We start from the raw sequence: 15590 nt of genomic DNA, 5'->3' as shown, positions 1-15590 counted from the left end.
CTAAATGAAGCGATAACGTAATAATATGTGCAATTTCTGAAGTAATGATGCTTTTCAATTATACAAAAGGGTGAGCCGAATCATAACTTATTGAAAAATAATATTATATGTTATCAATGTAACTCTTGTTACTGCCCAAGGAATTTATAAGTACTATTTTCGCAGGAAGTAAAAATCTATGGAATTAATAGAAATTTTCGGTTATATAAGTGCACTGGCAATCGGTATTTCCCTCGGAATTATTGGCGGTGGTGGTTCTATTTTGGCCGTCCCCGTTTTGGCATATTTATTTTCAATCGATGAAAAAGCCGCAACTGCATATTCTTTATTTATTGTTGGGGCGAGTGCTTTGGTGGGTGGAATAAAGCAACATCTAAAAGGTTTTGTAGATTGGCGAACTGCTATTGTATTCGGTGTTCCAGCAATAGTAGGAGTTACGTTAATCCGATATTTTGTTATTCCTTGGTTGCCAGATATTCTGTTTTCAATAAACGACTTTGAATTTACCAGGCGTATGGGGATGTTTGGCTTGTTTGCTGTTTTAATGATTCCTGCAGGTATATCAATGCTTAAATCAAAAGAAGAAGTAACGAGCAATGAAAGTGAAAAAGTTAAATACAATTATCCACTTATTATTTTAGAAGGGGTAGTGGTTGGATCTATTACCGGTTTAATTGGTGCTGGAGGCGGTTTTTTAATTATTCCTGCGCTCGTATTATTGGCAAAAGTTAAAATGAAGGTTGCCGTGGGTACATCCCTAATAATTATTGCCCTCAAATCTTTACTTGGTTTCCTTTTTGGAGATGCCTTGACAATGGCAATCGATTGGCCTTTTTTAATGTTATTCACGGGCTTGTCTTTTATCGGCATTTTTATTGGCAGCTATCTAAGCAACTTTATAAACGGCACCAAACTAAAAATAGGCTTTGGTTATTTCATATTTGTAATGGCCATATTCATCTTCTATATGGAGTTTTTTGTAAATAGTGCTGTGTAACTTATGTTACTTCGGCTCTGGGGTATAAATCATATTTTTATAAATTAATCTTATTCACAAAAAAATGAAAACATCAATAACAGTTCAAAACTTAAAATGTGGCGGTTGTGCCAATACAATTTCCACAAACCTATCTTCAATTCAAAATATTTCTGATGTAGAAGTAGTTATAGATGAAAGCACTGTAACTTTCAGCTCTACAAGCCCTGAAGAAGCCCAAATGGTTAAAGAAAAACTGAAAAGTTTGGGGTATCCTTCCATAGACGATTCAAACTCATTAACATCCAAAGCCAAGTCGTTTGTAAGTTGTGCGACGGGTAAGCTTTCAAAATAAAATTAGTATGACAGGGTTTTGGGACAATAGATATAGCGACAAACAATTTGTCTATGGCACGCAACCAAACGCCTACATTAAAAAGAAGCTTGACAAACTTACGCCAGGGAAAATTCTTTTTCCAGCTGAAGGTGAAGGTCGAAATGCGATTTATGCCGCAAAATTAGGCTGGGACGTTACCGCTTTTGACAGTAGTGAAGTCGGGAAATCTAAAGCATTGCATTTGGCAGAACAAAACCAAGTGAGTTTGGATTATATAATTTCGGATGCTGAAAGTTTTATTTCGAAAGAAAAATTTGATGTGCTGGCACTATGCTATGCTCATTTTTCATTTGAAACAAGGCCTCAGATTCACAAACAATTAGTTTCGTATGTCAAGCCCGGAGGCATCATAATTTTTGAAGCTTTTTCAAAAGAACAATTGGAGTATAATTCTGGAGGGCCAAAAAATGAAAAGATGCTGTTTTCAATTGAAGAAATAAAAAACGAATTCCCAAACGTTGAGTTTACAGAATTAACAAAAAAACTTGTTGAGCTTAACGAGGGGGAACACCATAAAGGCACGGCTTCGGTTATTCGGTTTGTTGGCAAGGTTCTGGATTCTTAATTATTTAATTGATTATTAGTAATTTACAAGCTTATGTAACTTGTGTTACTGTGCAGTAGTTTAATATAGTTTAATTTTATAGAAAATATAAAAGCAATAACAAAAACAAATTACTATGGAAGCAAATGCAGAATTACAACACATAAATACAATGCCGAGAATTGGCGATAAAGCACCGGATTTTACCGCCGTTACAACCAAAGGAAATATAAAATTTTCAGATTTCGCTAAAGATAAATGGGTTGTAATGTTTTCACATCCAGCCGATTTTACACCAGTCTGTACAACAGAAATGAGCGGATTTGCACAGCGAAAAAGCGAGTTTGATGCTTTGAATACAGAACTTTTAGGGTTAAGCATCGACAGTATTCACTCACATCTAGGTTGGGTTCAAAATGTTCGGGAAAATACAGGGGTTTATTTCGATTTCCCAATTATAGCCGATATTGATATGAAGGTGTCAAAGCTATACGGAATGCTTCAGCCCAATGAAAGTGAAACAGCAGCAGTTCGCGCGGTATTCTTTATAGATCCGAGTAAAAAAATCCGGTTAATTATGTATTACCCATTAAATGTTGGAAGGAATATGGACGAGATTTTACGTTCTTTAGAAGCACTTCAAATTTCGGATGAACATAATGTTGCAATGCCATTAGATTGGAAAAAAGGCGATAAAGTAATTGTAGGGCCTCCAAAAACATTAGACCAGTTAAATGAAAGGTTAGCAGACGATTCACTTGAAAAAGTAGATTGGTATTTGGCAAAAAAGAGCCTTTAATAGTTTAATGAAAAAATTTGATTAAATAAGTTTTCATATCAAATCGGGTTAAGTCGAGTACTTTTATATTTATATTTAGGTCTCGACTTTGCCTACCTGCCAAAGGCACGTAGGCAGGCTCAATCTGACAAACCGAAGTAGTATTCATCTTATTTATGACTTCAATTTAATAATCTTAAGTAGAATAAAATAGTATAGAAATATGACAATAAAACAATTTCAAGACGTTCCATTAGCGCATTATTCGTATGCAATAATCAGCGAAGGCAAAATGGCATTGGTAGATCCAGCAAGAGACCCAATGCCTTATTATAAATATGCTGAAGAAAACAATGCTAAAATTGTAGCGGTTTTTGAAACACATCCACACGCCGATTTTGTTAGTAGCCATTTTCAAATACACAAAGAAACAGGGGCGACAATTTATGTGAGTAAATTGGTTGGAGCGAGTTATCCGCACAAAACTTTTGATGATGGAGATACCGTTACCTTGGGTAAAACATTATTTTCTGCAATCAACACGCCTGGGCATTCCCCAGACGGAATTACCATTATAGCCAAAGATGAAAACGACAAACACGTTATGTTTTCGGGCGATACCTTGTTTATTGGCGATGTAGGGAGACCGGATTTACGTGAAAAAGCCGGGAATATGAGAGCTACGCGCGAAAAATTGGCTCAAAGTATGTACAATACGATGCAGCATAAATTTAATCATCTACCCGACGAAACCATACTATATCCCGCACACGGAGCAGGTTCGTTATGTGGTAAAAATATGAGTACAGATTCTTCCAGTACGCTCGGAAATGAACGAATTGGCAATTGGGCGTTCAAAAAGCAAACAGAGCAACAATTTGTAGATCATATACTAAGCGATCAACCTTTTATTCCTTCTTACTTTGGGTATAATGTCGACATCAACAAAAATGGAGCAAGCAATTTTGGAAAAAATGTAGGCGACGTTCCTTTGATGTTATGCGTAGATAATCTTCCAGACAACAGCTTGATTATAGATGTTAGGGATGAAACGGTTTTCAAAAAGAACCATATTCCGGGCAGTATAAATATTATGGCCCGTGGTGAAGACGACAAAGTGGAAACGTGGCTGGGAGCAATAGTAAAACCCGAAGAGAAATTCTATTTGGTTTTAAATTCTATTCATGATAAAGATGAAATTGTTGCCCGAATTGCCAAAATAGGATATGAAACCCAAATTGAAGCAGTCGTTACACTTTCAGACGAAGCTTCATTTAAAAAAGTGGAGGAAATCGATTTGGAGCATTTTGTAAAAAACAAAGATGCTTATTCAATTATCGACATTAGAAATAGAAGTGAAGTCGCAGAAGGTAAGTATTTTGACAATGCAATAAACATCCCGCTTAATGAATTGAGGGATTCTAAAGACCAAATTCCAACAAATAAACCCATCGTAGTGCATTGCGCTGGAGGATACAGAAGTACCTCAGGAACTAGTATTGTTGAAAATATGGTTACTGAAGTAAATGTGTATGATTTAAGTCAACGCATAAATGATTTTAAAGATTAAATAAACTTTACGCCTAAATATGAGAAAGGACGTAATCAAATACATCCTTTCTTCATTTATGTAACAAGTGTTACCAAGATAGTTGCTGTAATTATCTAAATTTGAATCATCCGAGATACACTCATTTATGGAAGACATGATATTTTATGATAGAATGCAATTTGCATTTACTATCACGTTTCATTATTTATTTCCGCAGTTAACTATGGGGCTATCATTAATGATAGTCTATTTTAAATGGCGATTTTTAAGAACCCAAATTGATAAGTATAACGATGCGGCCAAGTTTTGGATGAAGATTTTCGCACTCAACTTTGCGATGGGTGTGGTTACAGGGATTCCAATGGAATTTCAATTTGGAACCAATTGGGCTAAATTTTCTGAACTTACTGGCGGAATCATTGGTCAAACCCTTGCGATGGAGGGAATGTTTTCATTTTTTCTAGAGTCTTCGTTTTTAGGATTATTTCTTTTTGGAGAAAAGTTAATGGGCCAAAAGCTACATTTCCTTACTGGTTTTCTTGTGTTTTTAGGCTCTTGGGCGAGTGGTTATTTAATTATTGCTACACATTCTTGGATGCAATATCCTGTAGGTTATGAGATTTTAGAAAATGGGAAATTTGTACTTAATAACTTTGGAGCCTTATTTTCAAATCCTTGGCTTATGCCCGCATTTTTACATAATCAAATGGGGTCTTTAATTACTTCTTCCTTTGTAGTGGCAGCAGTTGGCGCATTTTATCTATTGAACAATAAACATAGTGAATTCGGAAAACTCTTCGTAAAGACAGGCGTTATTTTCGGTTTGGTCGCTAGTATTGTAGTGGCTTTTCCAACAGGAGATTGGATGGCAAAAAACGTTGCCATTCATCAACCAGTAACTTTTGCTGCAATGGAAGGTATTTTTGAAACCGAAGATGGTGGCGCGGAGATAATATTAATTGGCCAACCAGACGTAGAAAATAAAAAACTAGACAATAAAATTGCAGTGCCAAATGTGCTCAGCTTTTTAACTTACCAAAGATGGGATGCCGAGATTAAAGGATTAAATGAATTTGACGAAAGTGTACATCCCACAAACATTCCAGGGCTGTACTACTCGTATCATATTATGGTTGGTTTAGGTACAATTTTCATTGGATTATTACTTCTTGCAAACATTCAGTTGTTCCGAAAGAAACTCTACGAAACCAAATGGATACTATGGTCATTGATGTTTATGTTACCCTTTCCGTACATAGCCAATACCGCTGGTTGGTACACCGCCGAATTAGGCAGGCAACCTTGGTTAGTCTATAATCTCTTGCGAACTGTAGATGGTATTTCACCAACAGTTTCTTCAGGAAACACCCTGTTCACATTGCTCGGTTTTATCGGACTCTATTTATTGCTAGGTTTATTATTTATAATGTTAGCTGGAAAAATCATCAATAAAGGACCTGAAACCACAAAACAAATCTAACTATGGAATTATTCTGGTATATCGTTTTAATGACTATGCTTACCATTTATGTAATTTTAGATGGTTACGATTTTGGCGCAGGTATTATCCACCTATTCTTCGCAAAAAAAGAAAGAGATAAAAAGACAATCAGAAATGCAATTGGACCTTTCTGGGATGCTAATGAAGTATGGCTAATTGCTGTTGGAGGTGTATTGTTTTTTGCTTTCCCAACCTTATACGCTTCATCGTTTAGCGGATTTTATTTGCCGTTGATAATGATTTTATGGCTACTCATTTTTCGGGCTATAGGTCTCGAATTAAGAGGACAAATTCACAACAGCATGTGGGAAGCTATTTGGGATAAAGCCTTCGGTATTTCAAGTTTACTATTAGCTTTATTCTTCGGAATAGCATTGGGAAACATAGTAAGAGGCGTAAATTTAGGAATGGTTACCGATGGTGTTTCTGCACACGAACCTCATTTTTTCTTTTTGCCTTTATGGAATTCAACTTTTAGTCCACACTCAGAACATCTAGGTATAATCGACTGGTTTACATTGTTGCTTGGGGTAATTGGGGTTGTAGCTTTGGCAATACATGGCGCAAACTGGATTGTTTTTAAAACCAATTCAGATTTAAATCAAAAGCTTAAAAAAGTAATTTTTAATTTAAATTTCGTTCTGTTGGTCTTAGTGATAACCTCATTACTCACTTGGCACGTAATTGAGCCAAATCCATTTCACAATTTCATAAAATATCCTTGGCTTTTGATTTTCCCGATTATTACATTCACTGGGCTTTTCGGCTTGTTTAAAGTAAAGACGTTTAAAAAAGATGGTTTGGGATTCTTGTTTTCAACGTTATTTCTATTTGGAGGTTTAGCTTCTACGGTAACTTCAATTTTTCCAAAAGTATTGCCTTCTACCAACGATGTAAATCCATCGTTAACGCTTTATAATGTCGCTGCAGACGAGTATGGTCTTTCTGTTGGCGTGTATTGGTTTGCGATAGCTGCCGTTTTAGTAGCTGTTTATATGTTTATTCAATATCGTGTCTTTAAAGGTAAAATGGACGATGTTGGTTACGGCGAACATTAGTAAATTTTACAATTACTCTATTATGACAGATACACTTATTGCCATACTCAGTATTTTTATTGGTATCCTCGGGGCTAATTTATTAAGTGTATTAAAGAAGAAATACGCGATGGGATTTACAGGAAATACCATCGCAGGAATTTTTGGAAGTATCTTTTTTATTAAAACATTTGGAAGACTTGGTTTTGATCCTATCACCATCATGAAATCAGGGGAAGTAAACTATATCCTTTTTGCGGTGAATATTATGGTATCACTAATAGGTGGCGCTATTGGGTTAATGCTAACTAAGCTAATTGTAAATAAGTTGAATAAGAAAAGGTAAGGCAAAATATTTCTTCTGTGTAACAAAAGTTACTGTTTCGGTTAAATAATTATGCCATCTTTGGTAGATATAGATTGTTCATTTTCAATATGATTGTTGTCATATTTAGAATTCAAAAATGAATTAATTGATAATGTCTAAACTTTCAAACCATGGCAAAAATTGTAATATTAGGAGCTGGAATTTCAGGGCACGTCGCTGCATCTCATCTCCGTAGAAAGTTGAAAAAGGAACACAAAGTTGTCGTTGTTTCTCCAAATAGTAATTATCAATGGATTCCTTCCAATATATGGGTAGGGGTAGGCCGAATGAAGTCTAAGCAGATACTTTTTCCCTTAGCGCCTTTGTACAAGAAGAAGGGAATTGATTTTAAACAAGCCAAAGTAGTAACCTTTCATCCAGAAGGAGATGCTGAAATAAATGAACCCTTTGTTATTGCTGAATACGTTTCAGATGATAAACGTGGCGAAACCGAGAAAGTGACTTATGATTACCTTATTAATGCCACAGGGCCAAAACTCAATTTTGAAGCTACCGAAGGTCTTGTTCCCGGCACAAACAAAACGTATTCAGTTTGTACCTATAGTCATGCCGATCACGCTTGGGAAGGATTAAGCGCCCTTATTAAAGAGATGCAAAACGGTAAAAAAGCCAAGATTGTAGTCGGTACTGGACACGCAAAAGCCACTTGCCAAGGAGCTGCGTTTGAATATATATTGAATGTGGAACAAGAACTTCGTCGACATAATGTTCGGGATATGGCTGAGGTTACTTGGATTTCTAACGAATATAAACTCGGTGATTTTGGTATGGACGGGATGCTGTTGAGCTATGGCAGCAACATTATGAAGTCCAATGAAATGATTGAAATGGTTTTTGAAGATCGGGGCATTAAATGGATTCTCGGTGCGGGAATTACTAAGATAGAAGATGGAAAAGCGCATTATGAAAACTTGGACGGAGAATTTAAAAGCATAGCATACGATTTTGCAATGTTACTTCCTTCTTTTTCAGGACACGGCTTTAAAGCTTTTGACAAAAACAATCAAGATATAACCGAAAAGCTATTTAAAGGATTTATGATTGTGGATGCCGATTACACTCCCAAGCCTTATGAAGAATGGACGGTTCAGGATTGGCCAGAAACATATCAAAATCCCATTTACAACAATATTTTTGCGCCAGGAATTGCCTTTGCACCGCCACATCCTATTTCAAGACCGAGAAAAAGCCCGAACGGGACCGATATAACTCCTTCGCCACCGCGCACAGGAATGCCATCGGGAATGACTGCAAGACTGGTTGCCGACAATATCATCGATAGTATTAAAAACAAAAAAGAAAGCAGACATCACAAAGGTTCTATGGGCAATATGGGTGCCGCTTGTGTTGCTTCAGCAGGATATGGAATGACAAAAGGTAGTGGCGTAAGCATAACCACATTCCCAATTGTTCCAGATTACATAAAATACCCAAATACACAAGGGAGGAAATTAGGCAAAACTTTTGGTGAGATAGGATTGGCTGGACATTGGTTAAAATTATTTTTGCACCACGCATTTATGTATAAGGCGAAGATGAAGCCATTTTGGTGGTTGATTCCAGAATAAATTAAACAGTTTTTGAGTTTAGAGTTTAAATGTTTATTTGACAAGTCCTTAAACTTATAAACCCTAAACTTTTAAACATAATCCAAGTCATTATTCTAAATCACTCAAATCTAATTACAATGGCAACAAAAAGAATTTCAAATACCAAGCGTTTTTTTATGATGAATCCCATCATACAATTTTTCAAGTTTATTTACTTGAGTATAAAAATAATGTTCATAGTGGCAGGTGGTCACGGAGGAACGCGAAAAGCAGGATACTAAGCTGATACAAATCATATAAAAATCGAAAAAAAATACATATTTTTGAGGCATAATTGAAAACAATTGTCGCCATATCGCTCTCCTTTCTCGTCTTTTTTCAAAGCGTAGGGCTTAGTATTTCAGATGTTTTTTTATTCAGCGACTTAATTGAGCATGCTGAATATCATTCAGAAGAATACGGCGATGATTTCTTTACCTTTTTTGAAAAACATTACGGCGATTTAAAAGCAGAACACGAAAATTCGCATCAAGGTGAAAAATCCCCGCACGAAAAACTTCCTTTTCAGCATAATAGCTGCAATCATTTAGTGGCAGAGGTAATTGTTGTCGGGTATGAATTTTCATTAGAGAAGTCGGTGGTTTTAAATACTTCAAATCCACATTTTTATTACCAAGATTTATATTCCTTCCTTGAAAGAGCTTCTATCTTTCAACCTCCTAAAATTGCATAATTAAATTAGTGAAACTCAATTTTTAAAAGTTGCAAAGCAATGAATTAAAAATTGTTAGTTGAGCTAATTCCGCTTTTTAGCGGAATCCCTGGGAAATCCTTTTCCCAAAGACTACTGTAGTGGTTTATTACTGTCAAAATGACTTGGTGGCTAATAACCATTTACCTCTTGTTTCATTTTTCAATATTGCTTTATAGCTGTTGGAAATCTAAAAGGTTTCACATAATTATGTTATCAAAAATCATTCAATTTAGCATCAACCATAAACTCATTATCGGGTTATTTACCCTTGTTTTGATTGGCTTTGGTGTGTTTTCACTTACACAATTACCTATTGGGGCTGTTCCTGATATTACCAACAATCAAGTGCAGGTTATTACCACTTCCCGCAACCTTTCTACTCAGGATATGGAACAGTTTATCACCTACCCTGTCGAGTTGGAAATGGCAAACCTACCTGGAGTTGTTGAAATTCGTTCTACTTCAAAATTTGGACTTTCAGTAGTTACTATTGTTTTTGAAGAAAGTATGGGTACGTACTTGCCCAGACAACTTATTGCAGAGAAAATTCAATCTGCATCCGAAAATATTCCCGAAGGATTTGGCACACCTCAAATGGGCCCGATAACCACTGGTCTTGGCGAAATTTATCAATACATTCTAGACGTAAAGCCAGGTTATGAAGGTAAATATACCACTACTGAACTGCGTACCATTCAAGATTGGATTGTAAAAAGACAGCTCTCCGGAATTCCTGGTGTAGTTGAAGTAAATACTTGGGGAGGACATTTAAAGCAATACGAAGTTGCTATAAATACCAACAAGCTGAATGCGATGAATATTACCGCTTCAGAAATATTTACTGCATTAGAAAAAAACAACAGTGTTTCTGGCGGTGGTTATATTGAAAAGGAAAATCAAGCTTATTTTATTCGCGGGGAAGGCTTGGCTACTTCATTAGAAGATATTGGAAATATTGTAGTGAAAAACGATAATGGCTTCCCTATTTATGTGAAGGATGTCGCCAAAGTACAGTTTGGTAGCGCCCCACGCTTTGGTGCTATTACTGGAAATGGAGAAGGCGAAAAAATCCTCGGACAGATAATGATGCTGAAAGATGGCGATTCCAATCAAGTAATAAATGCCGTACAAGAAAGAGTTGCAGAAATAGCAGAATCTCTACCTGAAGGGGTTTATATAAATCCGTTTTTGGATAGAAGTGTGCTGATTGGTAAAACCACCTTTACAATTGCTGAAAACCTTATTCTCGGGATACTTATTGTAATTTTTGTAGTGGTGTTACTATTAGGGAATTTCCGTTCAGGATTAGTGGTAGCCTCTGTTATCCCGCTGTCTTTGCTTTTCACGCTCTCGATGATGTACTTATTTGGTGTGGACGCAAACTTGATGAGTCTTGGCGCTATCGACTTTGGAATTATCATTGACGGTGCAGTAATTATAGTTGAATTTGTCGCTTTTCAAATTAGTAAAAACGCTTCAAAACTCAATGCACTTCCTTTATCAGAAAGGCGATTAGCAAAAGATAACCTCACCTGGAATAGCGCTTCAAAAATGATGAATTCTGCCATTTTTGGGCAACTTATTATTCTTATAGTTTTTATTCCCATTCTTTCATTAAGCGGTGTGGAAGGCAAAATGTTTAGACCAATGGCGATGACGTTTAGTTTTGCGCTTATCGGAGCTATGATTTTGTGTTTTACTTATGTTCCTGTAGCTGCTTCCCTATTTTTAAAACCCGAGGAAGCTTCCAAAAGAAACATTTCTGTTCGGATAATGACTTTCTTAAATCGTTTTTACGAACCTTCAATTCGTTGGGCATTGAGAGCGAAAAAACTGGTTTTAAGTATTGCTATTTTAATCCTTGCAGTTACTGTTTATATTTTTACTACTATGGGTGGCGAGTTTGTCCCTACGCTTGACGAAGGTGATTTTGTAATTCAGCCTGTATTAAAAACGGGGACTTCTCTTAGCAATACCATTGATATTACTACTCAAATTGAAAAAATTCTCATTGATAACTTCCCAGAAGTTGATCAAGTGGTTAGCCGTATTGGTGCCGCAGAAGTTCCTACAGACCCAATGTCCATGGAACAAAGTGATGTTATAATCACTTTAAAACCAATAAAGGAATGGACATCCGCCTCAACTAAAAATGAGTTAGCTGAGAAATTTAAAGAAGCCTTAGCAATAATTCCTGGGATGGAAGTGGAATTCACCCAGCCTATCGAAATGCGTTTTAACGAACTTATTACAGGAGTTAGAGCAGATATTGCGATTAAGATTTTTGGAGAAGACCTCGATATACTAAATAAAAAGGCGAACGAAATAAAAGGCCTAATAGAAAATGTTGAAGGTGCCGATGATATTATCGTAGAAAAAGTTGCCGGCCTACCCGAAATGAATGTAAAGTTCGACAGAAATAAAATAGCACGGTACGGTTTAAACATTGAAGATTTAAATGAAATGATCTCAATGGGCTTCGCTGGAAAATCTTTGGGAAGCATTTTTGAAGGTGAAAAACGTTTTGATTTAGTGGTTCGTTTAGATGAAAATAACCGTCGTGATCTTTCAAATCTTCAAAACCTTTATGTTGATATTCCTACTGGTGGAAAAATTCCTTTAAGTGAACTTGCTGAAATAAAATACTCCAAAGGTGCTGCGCAAATTTCCCGAGACGACACAAAACGTCGCATTGTAGTTGGGGTAAATGTTAGAAGTCGCGATCTACAAAGTGTAGTTGATGATGTTCAAAAAATAATTGACGATAACCTTAAACTCCCTGCTGGCTACACCATTGATTACGGAGGTCAGTTTGAGAATCTTCAAAGTGCAAAAAACAGACTTTTAATCGCCGTCCCCATTGCATTACTGCTGATTTTTATAATGCTTTATTTCGCTTTTAATTCAGTAAAAGAAGCTTTGATGATTTACTCTGCAATTCCTTTGGCAGCGGTTGGTGGCGTGTTGTTGCTTTGGATTCGCGATATGCCTTTTAGCATCTCGGCAGGTGTTGGTTTTATAGCCCTCTTTGGAATTGCCGTACTTAACGGAATTGTTTTAATAGAACATTTTAAAGAACTTAAAAAAGAAGGAAGGACAGATAAAAACGAACTTATAGTACAAGGTACAAAAGACCGTTTACGTGCAGTATTACTAACCGCTTCGGCAGCGGCACTCGGATTTTTACCGATGGCTGTTTCAACAAATGCTGGGGCTGAAGTTCAAAGACCATTAGCTACTGTGGTAATTGGTGGTTTGATAACAGCTACAATTCTAACCTTAATAGTTTTACCTGTGTTATTTTCAATTTTTGATTCTGATAAAAAGAAGAAGCCTAAAAAGAAATTAGGGAAGTCATTGCCAATTACAATTCTCGTACTACTTCTAAGTTTTTCAGGATTGGCTCAGCAGAATCCGAAATCGTTGCAAGATTTACAGCAAATGGCTTTGGAAAACAATGCTGGACTCAAAGCTTCCTCACTTCAGATGGATGAAGCCAATGCTTTAATTGGTAGTGCTTTCCGTTTTGATAAAACCACCGTTTTTTATGAATTTGACGAAAACAATATGGCGCCCAACAATGAGCCTCTTAAAGTTTTTGGTGTGGAACAAGACTTTCTTTTCCCAACAGTTTACTTCGCTGAACAGCATGTAAATAAGCGTCAGTTTGAAATGCAAAGCAAGCAATACCAACTTCAAAAACGCAAAACTGAAGGGTTTGTTGCAGCAGCCTATTATCAATATCAATATGAGAAAAACAGAGTAGGTGTTTATGAGAGATTGGATAGTTTGTATCAAAATTTTGCGCACGCAGCGCAACGCCGTTTTGAATTAGGTGAAACAAATTACCTAGAAAAAATAACCGCTCGCGCCAAACAGCGACAGTTAGAAACCGATTTCAATCAGACTAAAGAAGATGTATTAATTGCATTGGAGCAGCTAAAAACTGTAGTTCAATCTAAAGATAGTTTGCTTATCTCTGAGCAACCCCTTGAGAAACTTCAACTTTCAATTGCAGCTTCTGAACAACATCCAGCATTAGACTATTATGAAAGTAGAAACAACTTTTTTCAAGCTAAGAGCAGTCTTGAAAAGCAGCGCTTACTTCCAGACATCAGTCTTTCCTATTCTTTGGGAAGCAATTCTGGTTTAAATCAGAATCTGTACGCCTATCAAATCGGACTTAAAATTCCGTTGCTTTTTGGCGGAAATGCTTCAAAAATAAAAGCATCAAAGATTGCCGCAGATGTAAGTCAGCAACAAGCTGAAGATTATAAAATTCACTTGGATTCGCGAAAAGTGCAGTTGCTCAATGAAGTTTCAAAATATGAAGATGCACTTCAGTATTACGAAACCGAAGGAAAATCACTTTCAGAAGAAATTTTAAAGACAGCCAATATCAGTTTCAAAAATGGAGAAATAGACTTTTTTCAATACATCCAAAGTCTTGAAAACGCCTACGAAATTGAATTACAACATCTAGAAAATCTCAACAAATACAACCAAGCAGTAATTGCTATCAACTATTTAACGCTTTAAAAAATTAGTTATGAATTATATAAAATCAATTTTGTTGCTTTTAGCCTTGGTTTTGGCATCCTGTAACAATTCAGAAAAAGAAAGTCCCCACCTAACCTCCTCAGAGGAGAAGGACGAAATGATTCACCTTTCAAAAGCACAGTTTGAAAATGCCAAAATGGAAATCGGTCAACTTACCGAAAAGCCATTTGCCCAAACGGTTCAAACTAGTGGAGTTATTGATGTGCCGCCACAGAGCAGAGCGGTGGTTAGCGCTTTTGCTGGAGGTTATATAAAGAACACACCTTTGTTGGTTGGGAGTAAAGTTACCAAAGGACAACGTCTGGTAACTATTGAAAACCCTGAGTTTATCACAATGCAACAAACCTATATGGAAACTGTGGCGCAGCTTTCTTATCTTAATTCGGAATACGAGCGACAAAAAACGATGTTGGAAGAAAACATAACCTCACAGAAAAGCTTTTTAAAAGCCGAAAGTGAATATAAAACAGCCTTAGCGCGAAGTAATAGTTTAAAGAAAAACCTCGAAATGTTGAATATAAATCCAGCTTCCGTAGCCGCTGGAAATATAGTTTCGCAAGTAAATATTTATAGCCCGATTGATGGCAATGTAACGCAAGTATATGTAAACACGGGAACTTACGTTTCGCCAGCCGATAAGATTATTGAGATAATGAACACCGACCATATTCATATGGAATTGAAGGTTTTTGAAAAAGATTTGCTTCAACTTAAAAAAGATCAGGAAATACTGTTTTCAGTGCCAGAAGCTTCCACCGAAACTTTTAAAGGTGATGTGCATTTGGTTGGAACTTCTATAGATCCAAATTCAAGAATCGCAATGATTCACGGCCATATAGACGAAAAAGACGAGCAAAATTTCACGGCAGGAATGTTTGTAGAAGCACAAATCGTGATTGGCACCTCAAACCACTTAGCACTTCCTGAAGACGCTATAGTAGAACTGGAAGGAAAGAATTTCGTTTTACTAATTGAGAAAGAAGATGCTGAAGAATTCGAATTACATCCCGTAGCAGTAAAAATAGGTGCAACTTACAACGGCTATACAAGTATAGAAAATGCTTCGGAGTTTAAAAAAGATAGTAAATTTTTAACCAAAGGCGGATTCGTTTTGATGCAGGAAGAAGGTGCTGGTGGGCATAGTCACTGATGAAGTTGAAAACGAAATCGAAGTTGAAGTTGAAGTTGAAGTTGAAGATGAAGTTGAAGATGAAGTCGAAAAAAGAAATGTATAATCTAGTTTCTGACGGTTACGAGTTCCTTCCCCTTGATACTTTATTAAATATTTATACGAAATTATTTTTTAGGGGAGGGTGGTAGCTGCGTGATAGGTCAATTGAGAGCTATATTTACAATCCAGCTGTCGGAAGAGGTTAAGGATAATCGTAGAACGCCAATATCCTGCAAGGCGTTGTCTTTTCCGCTGCCAATCGGAACAGGCCTCCTTGTAGGTCTTTACCGAAATCTTAGCGACTTAGCGCCTTTGCGAGAGTGCTTTTACCAACATTCAAACGCACTCAGGGACCTTTGGTCGTTTGGAGTTTTGAGAAATA

At 36.5% G+C, this 15590-nt stretch carries 12 protein-coding genes; all 12 read left to right on the top strand.

The annotated features are described in order from the left end of the window. Positions 1-178: 178 nt before the first annotated feature. Positions 179-997 (top strand): sulfite exporter TauE/SafE family protein, encoded by an 819-nt coding sequence (locus tag ACN0U3_RS10195; protein ID WP_417266146.1) that lies wholly within the window; start codon positions 179-181, stop codon positions 995-997. Positions 998-1061: 64 nt separating this feature from the next. After that, complete coding sequence (locus tag ACN0U3_RS10190; protein WP_417266145.1) at positions 1062-1331, top strand: heavy-metal-associated domain-containing protein; 270 nt, start codon at positions 1062-1064, stop codon at positions 1329-1331. Between the two features lie 7 nt (positions 1332-1338). Beyond that, complete coding sequence (locus ACN0U3_RS10185) at positions 1339-1938, top strand: class I SAM-dependent methyltransferase (RefSeq protein WP_417266144.1); 600 nt, start codon at positions 1339-1341, stop codon at positions 1936-1938. 115 nt (positions 1939-2053) lie between these two features. After that, entirely contained in the window at positions 2054-2716 is a 663-nt protein-coding gene (locus ACN0U3_RS10180) for a peroxiredoxin (protein ID WP_073218917.1), read from the top strand. A 202-nt stretch (positions 2717-2918) separates the two neighbouring features. Next, entirely contained in the window at positions 2919-4265 is a 1347-nt protein-coding gene (locus ACN0U3_RS10175; protein WP_073218915.1) for an MBL fold metallo-hydrolase, read from the top strand. 127 nt (positions 4266-4392) lie between these two features. Further along, a complete protein-coding gene (locus tag ACN0U3_RS10170; protein ID WP_073218912.1) occupies positions 4393-5727 on the top strand; it encodes a cytochrome ubiquinol oxidase subunit I in 1335 nt (444 codons plus the stop codon). 2 nt (positions 5728-5729) lie between these two features. Further along, positions 5730-6806, top strand: coding sequence for a cytochrome d ubiquinol oxidase subunit II (cydB, locus tag ACN0U3_RS10165; protein WP_417266143.1), 1077 nt, complete (start codon positions 5730-5732; stop codon positions 6804-6806). Positions 6807-6828: 22 nt separating this feature from the next. Further along, complete coding sequence (locus tag ACN0U3_RS10160; protein WP_417266142.1) at positions 6829-7131, top strand: hypothetical protein; 303 nt, start codon at positions 6829-6831, stop codon at positions 7129-7131. 152 nt (positions 7132-7283) lie between these two features. Next, positions 7284-8741 (top strand): NAD(P)/FAD-dependent oxidoreductase, encoded by a 1458-nt coding sequence (locus ACN0U3_RS10155; protein WP_417266141.1) that lies wholly within the window; start codon positions 7284-7286, stop codon positions 8739-8741. A gap of 316 nt (positions 8742-9057) precedes the next feature. After that, the gene (locus tag ACN0U3_RS10150) at positions 9058-9456 is read left to right on the top strand and encodes a hypothetical protein (protein WP_417266140.1); all 399 of its coding nucleotides are present in this window, start codon (positions 9058-9060) and stop codon (positions 9454-9456) included. Positions 9457-9684: 228 nt separating this feature from the next. Further along, positions 9685-14016, top strand: coding sequence for a CusA/CzcA family heavy metal efflux RND transporter (locus ACN0U3_RS10145; protein ID WP_417266139.1), 4332 nt, complete (start codon positions 9685-9687; stop codon positions 14014-14016). 10 nt (positions 14017-14026) lie between these two features. Then, a complete protein-coding gene (locus ACN0U3_RS10140) occupies positions 14027-15187 on the top strand; it encodes an efflux RND transporter periplasmic adaptor subunit (protein WP_417266138.1) in 1161 nt (386 codons plus the stop codon). Positions 15188-15590 lie beyond the last annotated feature (403 nt).

Origin of the sequence: Brumimicrobium sp., from assembly GCF_048268645.1 — a bacterium.
Lineage (GTDB): Bacteria > Bacteroidota > Bacteroidia > Flavobacteriales_D > Crocinitomicaceae > Brumimicrobium > Brumimicrobium ulvae.
Note: the sequence above shows the minus strand (reverse complement) of the source record. Positions and strands in the feature narration are given on the sequence as shown.